20 protein-coding genes are annotated in these 18,062 nt (G+C 30.9%); 13 read left to right on the top strand and 7 right to left on the bottom strand.

The genetic code is table 11. The features are described from left to right. Positions 1–10: 10 nt before the first annotated feature. Positions 11–424, bottom strand: coding sequence for a DUF2141 domain-containing protein (locus tag BTO06_RS06235; RefSeq protein WP_100924478.1), 414 nt, complete (start codon positions 422–424; stop codon positions 11–13). Between the two features lie 452 nt (positions 425–876). On the opposite strand from BTO06_RS06235, the gene BTO06_RS06230 reads away from it, so the two are divergent. From BTO06_RS06230 to BTO06_RS06185, 10 genes are all read left to right on the top strand, one after another. Beyond that, the gene (locus BTO06_RS06230; RefSeq protein ID WP_100924477.1) at positions 877–1,497 is read left to right on the top strand and encodes a GNAT family N-acetyltransferase; all 621 of its coding nucleotides are present in this window, start codon (positions 877–879) and stop codon (positions 1,495–1,497) included. Next, entirely contained in the window at positions 1,494–2,681 is a 1,188-nt protein-coding gene (gene argG, locus BTO06_RS06225) for an argininosuccinate synthase (protein WP_100924476.1), read from the top strand. The genes BTO06_RS06230 and argG overlap by 4 nt, the downstream gene beginning before the upstream one ends. After that, positions 2,674–3,651, top strand: a complete 978-nt coding sequence (argC, locus tag BTO06_RS06220) for an N-acetyl-gamma-glutamyl-phosphate reductase (RefSeq protein WP_100924475.1) — start codon at positions 2,674–2,676, stop codon at positions 3,649–3,651. Before argG ends, argC begins: the two co-directional genes overlap by 8 nt. Before the next feature lie 11 nt (positions 3,652–3,662). Further along, positions 3,663–4,463, top strand: a complete 801-nt coding sequence (proC, locus tag BTO06_RS06215; protein WP_100924474.1) for a pyrroline-5-carboxylate reductase — start codon at positions 3,663–3,665, stop codon at positions 4,461–4,463. Continuing rightward, positions 4,460–5,614, top strand: coding sequence for an aspartate aminotransferase family protein (locus BTO06_RS06210; RefSeq protein ID WP_100924473.1), 1,155 nt, complete (start codon positions 4,460–4,462; stop codon positions 5,612–5,614). The genes proC and BTO06_RS06210 overlap by 4 nt, the downstream gene beginning before the upstream one ends. Before the next feature lie 63 nt (positions 5,615–5,677). Next, on the top strand, positions 5,678–6,613 hold the full coding sequence (locus tag BTO06_RS06205; RefSeq protein WP_100924472.1) for an acetylornithine carbamoyltransferase: 936 nt from the start codon (positions 5,678–5,680) through the stop codon (positions 6,611–6,613). Between the two features lies 1 nt (position 6,614). Further along, positions 6,615–7,391: an acetylglutamate kinase gene (gene argB / locus BTO06_RS06200; protein WP_100926721.1), complete on the top strand. Its 777-nt coding sequence runs from the start codon at positions 6,615–6,617 to the stop codon at positions 7,389–7,391. Continuing rightward, positions 7,391–8,455 carry a M20 family metallo-hydrolase gene (locus tag BTO06_RS06195; RefSeq protein WP_100926722.1) on the top strand — a complete coding sequence of 355 codons (1,065 nt, stop codon included), beginning with the start codon at positions 7,391–7,393 and terminating at the stop codon, positions 8,453–8,455. Before argB ends, BTO06_RS06195 begins: the two co-directional genes overlap by 1 nt. Before the next feature lie 89 nt (positions 8,456–8,544). Beyond that, on the top strand, positions 8,545–9,825 hold the full coding sequence (gene argH, locus BTO06_RS06190; protein ID WP_100924471.1) for an argininosuccinate lyase: 1,281 nt from the start codon (positions 8,545–8,547) through the stop codon (positions 9,823–9,825). Positions 9,826–9,890: 65 nt separating this feature from the next. Next, positions 9,891–10,826: a PD40 domain-containing protein gene (locus BTO06_RS06185; protein WP_100924470.1), complete on the top strand. Its 936-nt coding sequence runs from the start codon at positions 9,891–9,893 to the stop codon at positions 10,824–10,826. On the opposite strand, the gene BTO06_RS06180 is transcribed toward BTO06_RS06185, so the two are convergent. From BTO06_RS06180 to BTO06_RS06160, 5 genes are all read right to left on the bottom strand, one after another. After that, positions 10,823–11,506 (bottom strand): lycopene cyclase domain-containing protein, encoded by a 684-nt coding sequence (locus BTO06_RS06180; RefSeq protein ID WP_232731526.1) that lies wholly within the window; start codon positions 11,504–11,506, stop codon positions 10,823–10,825. The two genes, BTO06_RS06185 and BTO06_RS06180, sit on opposite strands and share 4 nt — an antisense overlap. Next, positions 11,506–11,958, bottom strand: a complete 453-nt coding sequence (locus BTO06_RS06175; protein ID WP_100924469.1) for a sterol desaturase family protein — start codon at positions 11,956–11,958, stop codon at positions 11,506–11,508. The genes BTO06_RS06180 and BTO06_RS06175 overlap by 1 nt, the downstream gene beginning before the upstream one ends. Next, the gene (locus tag BTO06_RS06170) at positions 11,958–12,800 is read right to left on the bottom strand and encodes a phytoene/squalene synthase family protein (protein ID WP_100924468.1); all 843 of its coding nucleotides are present in this window, start codon (positions 12,798–12,800) and stop codon (positions 11,958–11,960) included. Before BTO06_RS06170 ends, BTO06_RS06175 begins: the two co-directional genes overlap by 1 nt. Further along, entirely contained in the window at positions 12,800–14,266 is a 1,467-nt protein-coding gene (locus BTO06_RS06165) for a phytoene desaturase family protein (RefSeq protein WP_100924467.1), read from the bottom strand. Before BTO06_RS06165 ends, BTO06_RS06170 begins: the two co-directional genes overlap by 1 nt. Positions 14,267–14,346: 80 nt before the next feature. Further along, positions 14,347–15,240, bottom strand: a complete 894-nt coding sequence (locus BTO06_RS06160; RefSeq protein WP_198517135.1) for a MerR family transcriptional regulator — start codon at positions 15,238–15,240, stop codon at positions 14,347–14,349. Between the two features lie 122 nt (positions 15,241–15,362). Between BTO06_RS06160 and BTO06_RS06155 the strand changes: the two genes are divergently transcribed. Genes BTO06_RS06155 through BTO06_RS06145 form a run of 3 tightly spaced genes read left to right on the top strand, consistent with a single transcriptional unit; the run spans position 15,363 to position 17,010 of the window. Beyond that, the gene (locus tag BTO06_RS06155; protein WP_100924465.1) at positions 15,363–15,857 is read left to right on the top strand and encodes an RNA polymerase sigma factor; all 495 of its coding nucleotides are present in this window, start codon (positions 15,363–15,365) and stop codon (positions 15,855–15,857) included. An 8-nt stretch (positions 15,858–15,865) separates the two neighbouring features. Further along, positions 15,866–16,516, top strand: coding sequence for a hypothetical protein (locus tag BTO06_RS06150; protein ID WP_100924464.1), 651 nt, complete (start codon positions 15,866–15,868; stop codon positions 16,514–16,516). Further along, positions 16,516–17,010, top strand: coding sequence for a hypothetical protein (locus BTO06_RS06145; RefSeq protein WP_100924463.1), 495 nt, complete (start codon positions 16,516–16,518; stop codon positions 17,008–17,010). Before BTO06_RS06150 ends, BTO06_RS06145 begins: the two co-directional genes overlap by 1 nt. Here the strand turns inward: BTO06_RS06145 and BTO06_RS06140 are convergent. Further along, positions 17,007–18,026 (bottom strand): threonine aldolase family protein, encoded by a 1,020-nt coding sequence (locus tag BTO06_RS06140; protein WP_100924462.1) that lies wholly within the window; start codon positions 18,024–18,026, stop codon positions 17,007–17,009. The genes BTO06_RS06145 and BTO06_RS06140 overlap by 4 nt on opposite strands. Positions 18,027–18,062: the final 36 nt, after the last annotated feature.

The following is an 18,062-nucleotide window of genomic DNA, read 5'->3' as shown; positions in this document are numbered from 1 at the left end:
TAAAATTCTATTATAATCTAATATCTAAAGATACATCTTTATCAGAAACTGTAAATTTTGCATCATCATATCTTGGAGGCCCAAAGTTCATAACATTGTTTGATGCTCCATAAGCTTCCATAGGCATTCCATTTGGTTGAAAATCCATTTTACCATTTTCATTTTTATCATGAAAACAAGTAATTGCATACTCTCCTTCTGGAACATTCTTAAATACGATTTTACACTTTCCGTTTTCAATTTTACTTTCTGCGACTAGAAGAGGTTTTTTAACCATAAATGTTTCTTTATTATGCAAACCAAATTTAATTGATCCTTTATCAGAAGTTGCGTTTGAAATAGTTACTGTAATAGTTTTTGTGTCTTGCATTACGTTCGTAAACAATGTTGTTAATGCTATAGTTAATGTGACTAAAATTTTCATTTGTTATTAATTTTAAGTTTAATTACACAACAAAGATGCGTACATATTGTAGCATCTAAAACTAAATGGTACCGAGTTGTAATTTTTTCATGACGAATTGTATTTTTTTCAAATTAAAGTTTTGTGTATCCATTTTTTTTATATTTTTGAAACATGCATTTAAACAATAAGACAAATCAAATTTACATTCGCCGACGCCGCCCCGTGCGACGCAGCTAGTTATTCTGACTCAAGAATCAAGTAATATTTGAACCATCTTATAAATCCAATTATGCATTTTACAACTACATTTTACACTTTACCTTTAGAAGTTATCACAACAGATAACACCATTATTGTACGACGCTTTTTCCCACGCCCGTAAGGGCAATTCTACTTTTAGAACTTAGGTGAGTCCGGTTCTCTTTCAAACCCACAATTAAGAAAAACAAAATAATTAAACATCAAAAATAATGGAGATCATTATTGCCGATATTTCACATAGTGTTTATGCACAAGAAATCTGCGAAACTATTGAAAATGCTGCTAAAATCAGAGGAACCGGTATTGCCAAAAGAAAACCAGAATATGTTATTTCGAAAATGAAAGAAGGAAATGCTGTAATCGCTTTAGATGGTAAAAAATTTGCCGGATTTTGTTATATCGAATCTTGGAGTCACGGAAAATTTGTAGCCAATTCTGGATTAATAGTACATCCGAACTACAGAGGTCATGGTTTATCTATAAAAATCAAACAAAAGATTTTTGATCATTCTAGGATGAAATTTCCAGAAGCTAAAGTATTTAGTATTACAACAGGATTAGCTGTAATGAAACTAAATAGTAATTTAGGTTATAAACCCGTTACCTTCTCCGAACTTACTACAGATGAAACCTTTTGGAATGGATGCAAAACTTGTGTGAATTATGATGTTTTAAGAAGAACGAATCAAAAAATGTGTTTATGTACTGGAATGTTATATGATCCAGCTACAGAAAATAATAGTCAGCCTAAAAGAAGAATTAAAGAAAAAACATTCTCTAGGTTGAAAAGCATCAAACAACATTTATTCTTAAAAAAAGAGAAAAAATGAAAAAATTAGTATTAGCATATAGTGGAGGATTAGATACCTCGTATTGCGCTGTTCATTTATCAAAAGATAAAAACTTTGAAGTGCATGCTGTTAGTGTAAATACAGGAGGATTTACTCAAAACGAAATACAAAATATAGAAAATAAAGCATATGAATTAGGTGTAAAAACCTACAAAAACATAAATGCTATTGATAATTACTACGAGAAAGTAATTAAATATTTGATCTTTGGTAATGTTTTAAAAAACAACGCCTACCCTTTATCTGTAAGTGCAGAAAGAATTATTCAAGCCATTGAAATCATCAATTATGCAAAGAGCATTGGAGCTCAATATATTGCTCATGGAAGTACAGGTGCAGGAAATGATCAAGTTAGATTCGACTTAATTTTTAATACACTGGCTCCAGAAATTAAAATCATTACACCAATTAGAGATCAAAAATTAAGTAGACAAGCTGAAATTGAATACTTAAAAAGTCATGGTGTTGAGATGAAATGGGAAAAAGCAAAATATTCTATTAATAAAGGCTTGTGGGGAACTAGTGTTGGTGGAGATGAAACCTTAACCTCTCACCTACCTTTACCAAATGAAGCTTTTCCATCTCAACTAGAAACCACAACTGAACAATCCATTTCAATTAGATTTAAAAATGGAGAACCAATCGCTTTAAATTCTAAAGAAGGGGATCCATCAACAATTATTGAAGAACTAAATAAACTCGCTTCTAAATTTGCAATTGGTAGAGATATTCATGTTGGAGATACTATTCTTGGAATAAAAGGTAGAGTCGGTTTTGAGGCTCCTGGAGCGTTAGTACTTATAAAAGCACATCATTTATTAGAAAAACACGTGCTAACAAAATGGCAATTACAACATAAAGATTATATCGCGAATTGGTATGGAACACATCTCCATGAAGGATTATACTTAGATCCTGTTATGAGAGATTTAGAAGCCTTATTAGGTAGCAGTCAAAAACATGTTACAGGTGAAGTATTTATTACTTTAAAGCCATATCATTTTTCTTTAGATGGAATTACTTCTCAAAACGATTTATTACAATCAAAATTCGGAAGTTATGGTGAAATGAATAATGCTTGGACTGCTGAAGATGCTAAAGGATTCATAAACATCTATGGAAATCAAACTAAAATCTTTCAAAACACCGTAAATCATGATTAAAGTTGGAATTATAGGTGGTGCTGGCTATACGGCTGGAGAATTAATAAGATTATTAATACATCACAAAGAAGTAGAAATAGATTTTGTTTTTAGTACTTCCAATGCCGGAAATAAAATTAGCCACATACATCAAGATTTAGTGGGAACTACAGAGCAAAAGTTCACAGATTCAGTAAATACACAAGCAGATGTTGTTTTCTTATGTTTAGGACATGGAAATTCAGGGAAATTCTTAGCACAATATGAATTTTCGAACAACACTAAAATCATTGATTTGAGTAATGAGTTCAGATTGGTAAACGACTCGGAATTCCAAGGAAATTCGTACATCTACGGTTTGCCTGAACTTCACAAAACTGAAATTCAAAAAGCAAAGTATATTGCGAATCCTGGTTGTTTTGCTACTGCAATTCAACTGGCTATTATTCCATTAGCTCATCACAAGTTAATCAAAACAGACGTTCATATAAACGCTGTTACAGGAGCAACGGGCGCTGGAACAAGTTTATCTAAAACAACACATTATACTTGGAGAGATAATAATTTTTCATATTACAAACCTTTTACACATCAACATTTAGGTGAGATTTATCAAACTATTGAGCACTTAAATGGAAACAATAATAATAAGGTATATTTCTTACCTAATAGAGGAAACTTTTCAAGAGGAATATTTGCTACGGTGTACACCAAATTTGATGATTCTTTAGATACAGCAATTGAACTCTACAAAGACTTTTATAAAGATGCCGCTTTTACTTTTGTTTGTGATGATTTTCTTCATCTCAAACAGGTTGTAAACACCAATAAATGCTTACTTCATTTACATAAACATGAAGATCAATTATTAATTACAAGTTGTATTGATAATTTATTAAAAGGTGCCTCTGGACAGGCGATTCAAAATATGAATTTGATGTTTGGGTTTGTGGAATCAGAAGGATTACAACTAAAAGCTAACTTTTTCTAAACTATTGAATTATGAAAATAGCAATCATAGGAACAGGAAATTTAGGAAAATCAATAGCCAAAGGTTTAATTATTAATAATGCTATTACAACCCTATATCTAACTAAAAAGAATATTCAAGAAATAGAGGAATTCAATGGATATGGAAATGTTACGGTAACAACTAATAATCTGGAAGCAGTTCAAAATTCTGATATTTTAATCTTTGCCGTTCAGCCAAAACACTTTGAAAGTATTTTGAATAGCAGCAAAGATTCGCTAACGGATAAACATGTTATTATTTCTACAATTACTGGATTTTCAATTGAAAAGATTGAAGCTGTTGTAGGTCAAGATCATCATATCATTAGAGCAATGCCAAATACTGCCATTGCGGTTGGAAAGTCAATGACTTGTTTATGTGCAAATGCAAAAGGAAACAATCGTATTGAATTGGCCAAAGCTATTTTTAATAGACTCGGAAATTCAATGGCAATCTCAGAAAACTTAATGCAATCGGCAACTGTTGTTTGTGCAAGTGGAATAGCTTTCTGGATGCGTTTGATAAGAGCTACAACACAAGCTGCAATCCAATTAGGTTTTGATGCGAAAGAAGCTCAAGAATTGGCCATGTTTACAAGTGAAGGTGCAGCTAATTTACTTATAGAATCTGGAAATCATCCTGAACAGGAAATAGATAGAGTTACTACTCCTAAAGGATGCACTATTGAAGGACTAAATGAAATGGAACACAAAGGTTTAAGTTCCTCATTAATTCAAGGGATGGTAGCATCATACAATAAAATTAACACGATTAAAAAAGAACAAATATGAGTTTATTTAATGTTTACCCATTATTCGATATTACACCTGTAAAAGCTAATGATGTTTACGTGTACGATGAAAACGGAACACAGTATTTAGACTTATATGGTGGACATGCTGTAATTTCAATTGGTCATTCACATCCTACTTATGTTGAAAAGTTAACCAAACAGCTTTCCAATATTGGTTTCTATAGTAACTCAATTCAAAACCCGTTACAACAGGAACTAGCAAATAGATTGACTGTACTTTCTAATTGTGAATCTTACGAATTATTCTTGTGTAATTCAGGTGCCGAAGCAAACGAAAATGCAATTAAATTAGCTTCTTTTCATACAGGAAAACACAAAATTGTTGCTTTTAAAAATGCGTTTCATGGTAGAACTTCTGCTGCAGTTGCCGCAACTGATAATACTAAAATTGTAGCACCCGTAAATGCGCAACAAGCGGTAGAATTTATTGAATATGGAGATGTCGCTTCTCTGCATGATGTATTGGCTAAAGGAGATGTTTGTGCCGTAATTACCGAAATTATTCAAGGTGTTGGTGGATTAGATGAGGCAACTACTGAATTCTATAAGACAGTTACAACTTTATGCAACACATATGGAAGTTTATTTATTGCAGATGAAGTTCAATCTGGATTCGGAAGAACAGGAGATTTCTTCGCTTTTCAAAAGCACGGAATTGAACCAGACATTATTTCTATAGCTAAAGGAATGGGCAACGGATTTCCTGTTGGAGGAATACTTATTCATCCGAAAATTAAAGCCTCTTTTGGTTTGTTAGGAACAACTTTCGGTGGAAACCATTTAGCATGTGCTGCTTCATTAAGTGTTTTAGAAACCATAGAAAAAGAAAACTTATTAGAAAACGTAAAAGAAATTTCATCTTATTTTATAAATAAGGTTCAACAAATATCAGAAATCAGAAACATAAAAGGTCGGGGATTAATGCTTGGATTGGAGTTTGACTTTCCAATAGCAGAACTACGGAAAGATTTGATTTTTAATCATCATATCTTCACGGGAAGCTCAAAAAATCCGAACCTACTGCGTATTCTTCCTTCATTAACAGTTAAGAAAGAACATGTAGATGTATTTATAAATGCATTAATAAAAGCATTGACCAATATCACTTCTAATATACCCAAGAAGTAGATATTTCTAAAGATTAACCGTCATTGCGAGGAGGCAATGACACTAACCATTAATCATTTGGACATGAAAAAATATACTGATATAAATGATATAATCAACATATCGCAAACTATAAACGAAGCAATTCAAATTAAAAAAACTCCTTTTAAACATAAAGGTTTAGGAGTTAATAAAACACTAGTCATGTTATTTTTCAATGCTAGTTTAAGAACTAGACTAAGCACTGAAAAAGCAGCTAAAAACCTTGGAATGGATGTAATGTGTTTGCAAATAAATAATTCTTGGAATTTAGAATTTGAAGACGGAACTATTATGAATCTTACTACTTCTGAACATATTAAGGAAGCGGCAAAAGTTATTGCTCAATATGCAGATATTATTGCTGTAAGAGCTTTTCCTACCTTAAAAAACAAAGATCAAGATTACGCAGAAACAATCATTACAAGTTTTACGAAGTATTCTGAAATTCCTGTTGTGAATTTAGAAAGTGCAACGGCTCATCCTTTACAAGCCTTGGCTGATGCTATCACTATTAACGAATTTGCTAAAGACAAAAAGCCTAAAGTAGTTCTTTCTTGGGCTCCACATCCGAAAGCGTTACCTCAATCAGTTGCGAATTCTTTTGTAAATATGATGCAACAATTAAATGTTGATTTTTCTATAACACATCCTGAAGGTTATGAACTAAATTCAGATATTACTAAGAATACAACAGTAAATTACAATCAAGAAGAAGCTTTAAAAGATGCCGATTTTGTGTATGTAAAAAACTGGAGTGCTTATGGCGATTATGGTAAAATACTTACTCAAGATGACAATTGGATGATTACCCAAAAGAAACTCAATGATGCTAAGTTTATGCATTGTTTGCCTGTAAGAAGAAATGTGGTTGTTGAGGATGCTGTCTTAGATTCAGAAAACTCAATTGTTATTGATCAAGCGAATAATAGAACTTACGCAGCACAAGTAGTTCTGAAAAACATTCTTGAAAACTTATAATATGAAGTCTCTAAAAATTATAAAAATTGGTGGAAATATCATCAACAATAAAATTCTCTTGAACGAATTTTTGGATGACTTTGCTAAACTCAATTCACCAAAACTATTGGTTCATGGAGGAGGAAAATCAGCCTCCGAACTTTCCATTAAAATGGGAATTGAACCTAAAATGATAAATGGTAGGCGGATTACAGATAACGAAACATTGGACATAATCACAATGGTTTATGGTGGAAAAATCAATAAAAACATCGTTGCTCAATTACAAGCAAGAAATTCAAATTCAGTTGGTTTTTCGGGTGCTGATGGAAACAGTATAGTTGCGATTAAACGTCCAGTTAAAGATATTGATTATGGTTTTGCAGGTGATGTCACTCATGTAAACACGCAAACAATTACTATTTTATTACAAAACGATATTTCACCTATTTTTTGTGCAATTACTCATAATAAAAACGGACAGTTATTAAATACAAATGCAGACACCATTGCATCGGAATTGGCTATTGCTCTATCCAAAGACTATAAAGTTTCTCTTTATTACTGCTTTGAGAAAAATGGAGTTTTAAAAAGTATTGAAGACGATGATTCGGTTATCGAACACATTAACAATCAAAAATTTGAACAATTAAAAAAAGAAGGTATTATACATGACGGAATGTTACCAAAAATACACAATTGCTTACAATCCATACAAAAAGGAGTAGCAACTGTACATATTGGAAACAATAAAATGCCTTTTGAACAGGATATAAAATGTACAACATTTCAACAATAATGACACAGAAAGAACTTACCTATAGTGCTATTGATTTACTGAAGAAACTCATAGAGATTCCTTCATTTTCTTCGAAAGAAGATAAAACAGGTGATTTATTAGCCTATTGGTGTACTATTCATAATATTGAATATAACAGAAGTAAGAATAATGTTTGGGCAGTAAATAAATACTTTGATGAAAGTAAACCCACAATTCTTTTAAACTCGCATCATGATACGGTGTATCCAAATAATGGATATACTAAGGATCCTTTTAAAGCCATTGTTGAAGATGGAAAATTATATGGATTAGGAAGTAATGATGCTGGAGGATGTTTAGTTGCTCTTTTGGCGACGTTTAGTTATTTCTATCATCAAGAAAATTTAAAATACAATTTAGTGTTTGTTGGTTCTGCCGAAGAAGAAAGTAGCGGGCCAGATGGTTTAAATAGTATGTTATCAATTATTCCTAAGATTGATGTTGCAATAGTTGGTGAGCCAACGCAAATGCAACTCGCTATTGCAGAAAAAGGATTAATCGTTTTTGATGGAAAAGTTAATGGAACTCCTAGTCATGCTGCTCATCCAAATTCTGATAATCCAATTTACAATACTATTGAAGTTTTAGAATGGTTCAAAAAATATCAGTTTGATAAAACTTCAGAAGTTTTAGGTGATGTTAAAATGACAGTTACTCAAATTAATGCTGGAAAACAACACAATGCAGTTCCTTCCGCAGTTGATTTAGTTATAGATGTTAGAGTAAACGATAAATATTCTAATCAAGAAATCGCTGACATTCTAGAAAAAGAGGCTCCTTGTGAAATGAAGCCTAGGAGTTTACGATTAAATTCATCATCAATAGACAAGAATCATCCATTGATTAAAGCTGGAATAGCAATTGGTAGAACAACATATGGTTCTCCTACCCTTTCGGATCAATCGGTATTAAGTTGTCAATCTGTAAAATTAGGCCCGGGAGATAGTACGCGTTCACATACTGCTGATGAATTCATTTATATGGATGAAATTAAAGAAGGAATTGATATTTATATCAAAATTTTAGAACGAGTAATAAAGTAAATTAACGTCATTCTATATGAAGAATGAATGAAGGAATCTAAAGATTGCTTCAAGTTTAAAACTTTCGTAATGACTAACACATATAACAAATGAAACTTTGGAAAAAAGAATTTTCTTTGGACAAAGCCATTGAAAACTTTACTGTTGGAAACGATAGAGAAATCGATATCCATATAGCAAAATACGATGTAATAGCTTCAAAAGCTCATGCAAAGATGTTAGCATCTGTAGGTATTATTTCATCGGAAGAATCAGAAGCTCTGATTAAAGAACTTAATTTGATTTTACAACAAATTGAAAACAATGAATTTATCATAGAACAAGATTTTGAAGATGTTCATTCTAAAATTGAATTTGAACTCACTAAAAAACTCGGAGAAACTGGTAAAAAAATTCATACTGCAAGATCGAGAAATGATCAGGTTTTAGTGGCTTTACAATTATATTATAAAAATGAATTATTAGCTATTATTGAACAAGTTAAAACACTTTTCAACACACTTATTTCATTAGCTGAACAATATAAGAACAAGTTACTTCCAGGTTATACTCATTTACAAGTAGCAATGCCATCTTCTTTTGGTTTATGGTTTTCAGGGTATGCAGAAACGCTGTTAGATGATATAGAATTACTAAAATCCTCACTTAAAATTGTTGATCAAAATCCGTTAGGCTCAGCTGCCGGTTATGGTAGTTCTTTTCCTATTGATAGATATATGACGACGGAAGAACTTGAATTTGCAGGGTTAAAATATAACGTAATTGCCGCTCAAATGGCAAGAGGAAAAAACGAAAGAATTATTGCTAATTCTTTAGGAAACTTAGGGAATACCTTGAGCAAATTTTCTATGGATATTTGTTTGTATATGAGTCAGAATTTTGGCTTTATTACATTCCCTGATGAATTAACCACCGGAAGTAGCATAATGCCTCACAAGAAAAATCCAGATGTATTTGAATTGGTTAGAGGAAAATGTAATCAAATTCAAGCTTTACAAACAGAAATGCTCTTACTTACTAATAATCTACCAAGTGGTTATCACAGAGATTATCAATTGCTTAAGGAAAATATGATGAATGCTTTTGAAAATATGAAGACTATTTTAGACATTTTCAATTATAGTATTAATCAAGTAATTGTAAAAGATGTTGATATGAATGATGAGAAATACAAATACCTTTACACCGTTGATAATATCAATACATTAGTTACAAATGGCATGACTTTTAGAGATGCTTATTTAAAAGTAAGCAGTGAAGTAGAAAATGGAACTTATGTACCTGATGCTTCAGAAGATCACAGTCATATAGGTAGTATTCATAATTTATCCCTAGATAAAATAAAGAAAAAGCTAGCTGCTAAATTTTAGTTAAAGTTATTTATCTGAATATTTCGTCAACATATTTAAATGTACTTTGGGAAAAATCAACAATCATGAAATCGATCATCTCAGGGTACATTTTTTTATTCCCTTTCATATGCTTTTCTCAAACAGAGAAGGTTCTTCCTATAGACGAGTCTTTTAAGCAATTTATTAGCTGTAGAGATTTTACACTTTCATCAAACGGTAATGAAGCCTATTTTACAATTCAAAATTTAAATGAAAGCAAAGGAGCGATTGTAAAAGCTAAAAAAATAAATAATACTTGGACCAATTTTGAAATTGTTTCTTTCTCTGGAACTTATAGAGATATTGAACCATTTCTTTCTCCAGATAACCTAAGACTATATTTTTCTTCGAATCGTCCTCATGGAAAAGACAATCAGCAAACGGATTATGACATTTGGTTTGTTGAACGAACATCAGTTAACTCAAAATGGTCTCAACCTAAAAATATTGGAGCTCCCATAAATACGAAACACAATGAATTCTTTCCATCATTAAGTACGAATAATAATTTATACTATACTTCAGATCAATTTACAGTTACGACAAAAGATGATATTCTTTATGCAAAATGGAATAACATAAAATATGAAGAACCTTTAAAACTAAATGAAAATGTAAACGGAAAAGGTTATGAATTCAATTCATTTATTTCTCCTGATGAAAATTTCTTAATTTATACAGTTTATAAAGCTAAAGATGGAGTTGGTAGTGGGGATTTGTACGTGAGCTTTAAGGATAAAAACGGACAATTTACTGAACGACAAAACCTTGGCAAAACAATCAACTCCTCTAGAATGGATTACTCTCCTTTTTATGATGCAACTTCAGAAACACTTTACTTTACCAGTAAAAGAGATAATACGAAGGATATTAAAACCGCTGACTTCAAAAGCTTTCAAGAAATGGCAGAAAGTTATATGAACGGACAAAGTAGAATTTATAAAGTGAAAATTAACCTTAAATTATTAACAGAAGACTAATCTTTCTTCTTAAACATTTCAATTAAAAATATATTTCCAAATAACATTGTAAATGCATAACCAATATCTTCTATGGGAATTGTTACTAGACGAATTCCTAAATTTTCATCATTATTATACCAAACCACAGGCTCTTCCAGCCCGGTTCCTGTTAAAACTCCATTTACAATGAAAAAAGGTATTAATATGATTAAAAATGCAATGTAGAATCGTCTTAAATGTTCAATTCCATAAAAAAGGCTTATAATTAATAAAGCTATAAGAAATAAATAATTCACTGTAGTATACGCCTTTCCAAAATTGTATATTAAAATTGGAATAAGAATTACAATTATTGTTATAGTAATTGCTCTTGTAATTTTGGATGGAATTAAAAGTTTGGGTTTAAAATACTCAAGTGAATAATGAATGAAAATACTTGCATATGGAATACAAAAAAAGAACATCCACTCTTCTATTGGCATTCCAAATAGTAAATAAGGTAAGTGATAATCTGGATTAAACCCCCAAACTCCATTCTGAGTAAATATGGCATCCCAAATTAAAAATACTGTAGCTACAATTGTTAATGATAATAAAACAGCCTTCCAATGCTTGATAAAGCGCATATTTTTTTCAAAAGAATACAGTAAAGGAATGCTTAAAGAACCTAAATTAAGAAGTAAATACAGGTATATCACTATTTTAAATATTCTTTAAAATACTTCATAGGAACATACAACATCCCAAAACATTGACTTTCGTGTTTACCCATATTTTTGTGGTGGATTTTATGAGCCTTACGTAAAGCTTTAAAATACCAATTATCAGTTTTATCGAACCACTTAAACCTTCTGTGGATTAACACATCATGAATAAGAAAATATGCTACGCCGTAGCATAATATACCTAAACCAATGAAAAATAAAAAGTTTAATTCTGGTCTAATTCCAAAGAAAAACAACATCATACTCGGAATAGCAAAAACAATAAAGAATGCGTCATTTTTTTCAAAAACATGAGGATAGCCTGGTTGATGATGATCTTCATGTAAAAACCATCCGAAACCATGCATTACGTATTTGTGTGTACACCAGGTGATTCCTTCCATTAAAATAAATGTACCTAATGTAACTAATGCAAAAACAATCATTAAATAAGATTTAGTTTATATTTTACATAACTTCTTGCCAACAAATTTATCTTCATTGGATTAGAAATCCTAATTCTTGTATCCATAATTTTAGAAGAAGGAGTTGCTTTTAATTTAACCAATAACTTTTTGTAATATCTATAAGCCATATACACTCCGAACTTTGCTTCCACTGGTAATTGTAAAATTCCATTAGAAAAGGCGAATTCAAAATCAGCTTCTATTTCTTTAACAATTTCTTGTTTGGATGCATTATCCAACTCTTTTAAATCTATATTTGGAAAGTACGAACGATTTAATAATTCTACATCGTCTTTTAAATCTCTAAGAAAATTAACCTTTTGAAAGGCAGAACCTAGGCGCATTGCTGGTTCTTTTAACTTATTATATTTCTCCTCATCACCTTTTACAAAAACTCTTAAGCACATTAAACCTACAACATCTGCTGATCCATAAATGTATTGATTATACTCTTCTTGTGTTTTATATTCAGTTTTTGATAAATCAGCTCGCATACTGCGCAAAAAAGCTTGTACCAAATCATCAGTGATATTGTTTTCTTTTACAGTATGGATAAAAGAATTCAAGATTGGATTTAAGCTTATTCCTTGATGTAATGATAAATAATAATCTTTCTCAAAACGATCTAACAATCCCTCCTTATCATAATCATGAAATGTATCTACTATCTCATCTGCAAAACGAACAAATCCATAAATATTATAAATATGATCCCTAATAGATGGAGCTAACATTCTTGTTGCCAAAGAAAACGAAGTACTGTAGCTAGTTGTCACCAACTTGCTGCATTTGTAAGAAACATTGTCGAAAATACTTTTCATTAGAGGGAAGTTTTAAGAATTAAATCTGACGCTATTTTACCAGAAATCAATGATGGTGGAACGCCGGGCCCAGGAACTGTTAATTGTCCCGTAAAATATAAATTTTTAACCTTTTTACTTTTTATCTTAGGTCTTAGGAAAGCAGTTTGGGTTAATATATTTGCCAATCCATATGCATTTCCTTTGAATGAGTTGTAATCCTTTATAAAATCATTTACACAATAACTCTCTTTAAAGATAATATTTTCTTTGACATTTTGGTCTGTTAATCGCTCTAATCTTTCAATTATAATATTGAAATACCTTTCTCTCAACTCGTCCGTATCTTCTAAACCAGGTGCCAAAGGAATCAGAAATGTGGCTGCTTCTTTTCCTTTCGGAGCTAGTATATCATCTGTGATACTTGGGAAACTGGCATAAAATAATGGTTTTTCAGGCCAAGTAATTGTATCATAAATGGATTGTGCATGAACATCGAAATCTGTATCAAAAAATAAAGTGTGATGCTCTACATTTTTAAGCTTTTTATCAAAACCAACATAAAATAATAATGAAGAGGGCGCGAAAACTCGATTGTTCCAATAATCAGTTGTATATTGTCTAAATTTTTGTGGTAATAGCGTTTCTGTATGTGCATAATCTGCTCCACTAAGAACCAAATTCAGTTCGATATTTTTTCCATTAACAATCAATCCTTCAACCTTATCCTGAGAATTGACAACTATTTCCTCAACATTAGCATTACTAACAAAATTTACACCTAATTGCTTTGCAAGACTTACCATTCCTTCAACAACTTTGTACATCCCTCCTTTTGGATGCCAAGTTCCCAGACCGAAATCTGCATAGTTCATAAAGTTGTAAAAAGCGGGCGTATTACTAGGCTTTGCTCCTAAAAATAAAACAGGGAATTCTAAAATTTGTATGAGCTTTTTACTTTTAATATTTTTTCGAACTTCCTTTCTTATAGTAGAAAAGAATTGGCCTACTCTAACAGCAGTTTTTGGGGTAACTAATTCTAAAGGAGAAACACCTGGTCTATATACAATGTCCTTCACAGCAATATCATAATTATCTTTTGCCGCTTTTATAAATTTTCTCAAATGTTTTGAACTCCCCGGTTCTTCTTGTTCGAAAACTTCACAAATTTCTTCAAAGTCACCTGGAATTGTAACACTATCATTATCTCCAAAATAAACTTGATATGCTGGATCTAGTTTTTCTAATTGATAATAATCGGAGGGTTTCTTACCAAAATCTGCAAAAAACTTTTCGAAAACATCTGGCATCCAATACCAGGTTGGTCCTATATCAAAAGTAAAACCATCATTAATATACTGTCGAGCTCTACCACCGAAATTTTGATTTTTTTCGTAGACAGTTACTTCATATCCAGCTTTAGCCATATAACTTGCAGCTGATAGGGATGAAAAACCGGATCCTATTATTGCTATTTTGTTATTCAAGAGAAAAAAATTTTACAATATAAAAGTAAACAAAAAATATAAATGTTTAATGTTTTTAACTAATATTTAAACAAAATAAATTAAAAATTCTCTATCATCTCAATAACCGACTGATATAAAGTAATATTTGAATTAAATTCTGTGGATTGAAGTTCTGTTGTTTTCTTACCAACCGCTATTAACTTATGCTCGGTCCCATTAAGAATATCATCTATTTCGGCGAAGTATTCATCAATTTTATCTTCATACGGTTTAACTGTCATGGAGGTAATAAAGCAAACCTTTAATTCGCCTTCAAAAAAGTAGTTCAAATTATCTAAAGGAAGACTTTGCCCAAGGTATATTGTCTGACAACCACGAAGTACCAATTCATAATTTAAATACATTAATCCAATTTCATGTATTTCTCCATCAGGTAAAAATAGAACATATGTGTAATCTTCATTCGTAGCTGCATACTCCAATTTTTCAGTGTTTAGCTGAATTTTTTGAATAATTAAGTTTGAAATAAAATGTTCGTGAGCCGGCATCAAAGTATTTGTTTGCCACAGCAAACCAATGTGATTTAAAAAAGGTAGAAAGACTTCTTTAAAAATTTGTCTGAATGTTTTTTTGTGTAGTAATTTATTGTATGTGTTGTTAAATAAAACTTTATCAAATTGAAACATCGACATTTTGAAAGCATTTATTGCTTCATCATTCACTGCATATTTAAACGCTAACTGTCTTGCACTAATATCGATTTGTTCGTCAGACATCTCAGCGATTTTCGAAATCTTAAAATTGTGCTTGTTCAAAAGAGCAACATTTAATAATTTCAATAAACTGCTAGACGAATAATAACGGATGTTTGTATCTGTTCTATTTGGTTTAAGCAAATTATAGCGTTTTTCCCATATCCTAATGGTGTGAGCCTTGATTCCTGATATGTTTTCAAGGTCTCGAATGGTAAAAACTGTTTTTATATTGTTCAACTTTACATACTTTTTATTAAACAAATATACTAAATTTCTAGCTTTTTAATAAATTTTAAGTGTTAATATGTAACATTTTATATATTCGGGCTACTTATTGTTTAAACTAACCTGAGAAAATAGTGTCAGAAAGTCTTGAAGACAAATTTTTAAATGACTTTGAAACTAATCAAAATATAGTTCATAAAATTTGTAGAATTTATACTACAAATGCCAATGATCACAACGATTTGTTTCAAGAAATCACGATTCAAGTTTGGAAAAACTACTCCAAATTTAGAGGTGATGCCAAGTTTAGTACATGGATGTACAGAGTAGCGTTAAATACTGCCATTTCGTTGTATCGAAAATCGACTAAAAGTGTAAGAACTCAGGATATTTCCGACATAGCTTTTAAGATTAAATCTGTTGATTATGACGATACAGAAGAACAGCAGTTAAAAGCATTGTATAAGGCTATCCAAAACTTGAATGATATTGATAAAGCATTGGTTTTCCTCTATTTGGAGAATAAATCATATCGTGAAATTTCTGAAACCTTAGGTATTAGTGAAGTTAATGCTCGTGTTAAGATGAATAGAGCAAAAGATAAATTAAAAAAAATATTAAACCCATAACGAGTCCTATGGATTTATTAGACCAGTATAAAAAAGCTTGGGAAAATCAACCTGAGAATGACAAAAAAGTATCCAAAATGGATATTTATAGAATGACGAAATTACGTTCCTCTTCAATTATAAAATGGATTTTTTTAATTGGAATTATGGAATTTGTTTTTTGGGGAATTTTAAATTGGTTGATTTCAAAAACAAAGTATATAGACGTGTATAGTGAATTAAACATGTTAACTCTATTAAACTATACTTACTATATAAATTTAGCTGTTGTGGTAGTTTTCCTATATCTATTTTACAAAAATTTTACCTCAATTAATACTTCCGACAATACAAAAAGTTTAATGGTTAAAATTATTCAAACCAGAAAAACTGTTAAATACTATGTTTATTATAATATAATTGGTGGAATATTATTGATGATTATTTTCAATATTGTAATCTTAAATACACCAAATGGTGTTGAAATGCTAATGAACAGTGAAGAATTGAATATTACTGATCCATCAAAATTAGTTACAATGTTTTTAATTTCTCAAGGAATTCTGATAATTTTTATGGTAGGTTTCTTAAGTTTATTCTATTATTTACTTTATGGTATTTTACTTAAAAAACTTAACAAAAACTACAAATATTTAGCTAAATTAGAATCTGAAGAATAATGAAAAAAGCTTTCTTATTAATATTCGTATCTCTTTCTTTTTATGGATTTTCTCAAGATAAAAGTTCGACAAAATTTTGGGACAATGTAAGGTTTGGAGGAGCTTTTGGTTTAGGGTTTGGTAATAACACAACAAATATTGCCATTATTCCATCTGCAATCTATGATTTTAATGAATACGTTTCTTTAGGAGTAAGTTTAGGATATCAATATGCAAAAAGAGATAATGCAAAGTCTAATGTTTATAGTGCTGGACTACTTAGTTTCTTTAAACCCATTAATCAAATTCAACTATCCGCAGAATTTGAACAATTATTTGTGAATACTAGTTTTGGAAATCTAAATGAAAAATACAACTATCCATCACTTAACTTAGGTGCCGCCTATCAAGTAAGTAAAGGAATTGCTATTGGTTTAAGATATGATGTTTTATTCAACGGAAATAAAAGTATTTATGTTTCTGCCTTCTCCCCTATTGTCAGGATTTTCTTTTAAAAACCCTTTAATTCATTTAGGAGTTTATCATGCATTTCATCCGTATAATCCAAATGTGTAACAATTCTAATTTTTCCCTCACCCATTGGTGTTAAAAGAATTCCTTTACTTTTCATTTTTTCAATGAATTCCATTGGATTTAACCCATCTTTTACATAGAAAATAATAATATTTGTCTCTACTGGCTCTACTTTTTTAACATATTGTAAATCAGATAAAATCGTCTCTATTTCTTTTGCCTTTTTATGATCCTCTGCTAATCTTTCAACATGATTATCCAAGGCATAATTTGCTGCTTCAGCTAAATATCCAGCTTGACGCATACCACCTCCAAATAGTTTTCTAATGCGTAGTGCTTTTTCCATATGTTCTTTACTTCCAATTAAAATAGAACCAATTGGTGCTCCTAATCCTTTCGATAAACAAATGGAAATAGTATCAAACAATTCTCCATATTGCTTTGGCGTTTCGTTTTTTGCTACAAGTGCATTAAATAATCTTGCACCATCTAAGTGATAAGCTAAATTAAACTCTCTAGATACCTTCTGTATTTTCTGAAGTTCTTCAAAATCCCAACAAGCTCCTCCTCCTTTATTTGTAGTATTTTCAATACAAACTAATCTTGAATATGGAACGTGAATATCAGATCTTCCTTCAGCAGAATAGCGTAGTTGATCTGCCGTAAACATCCCACGATTTCCATCAATTAACTTACAAGAAACTCCAGAGTTAAAAGCTGCCCCTCCACCTTCATAATTGTAAACATGAGCCCATTTATCACAAAATAACTTATCTCCAGGCTGGGTGTGTAACTTTATTGCTGTTTGATTTGCCATGGTTCCAGATGGGAAAAATAATGCGTCTTCCATACCGAACATATCTGCCACTTTTTCTTGTAACATATTCACCGTAGGGTCTCCTTTAAAAACATCATCTCCAACGTTAGCATTCATCATTGCCTTCAACATTCCTTCAGTTGGCTTTGTAACAGTATCGCTTATTAAGTTTATTTCCATTAGTAGACTTTCTTCTTTAAATTTTTAGTTGATTTA

It is taken from the genome of Tenacibaculum sp. SZ-18, from assembly GCF_002813915.1.
Classification (GTDB): domain Bacteria; phylum Bacteroidota; class Bacteroidia; order Flavobacteriales; family Flavobacteriaceae; genus Polaribacter.
The sequence above is the reverse complement of the archived record's forward strand: the minus strand, read 5'-3'. Positions and strand labels throughout refer to the sequence as shown.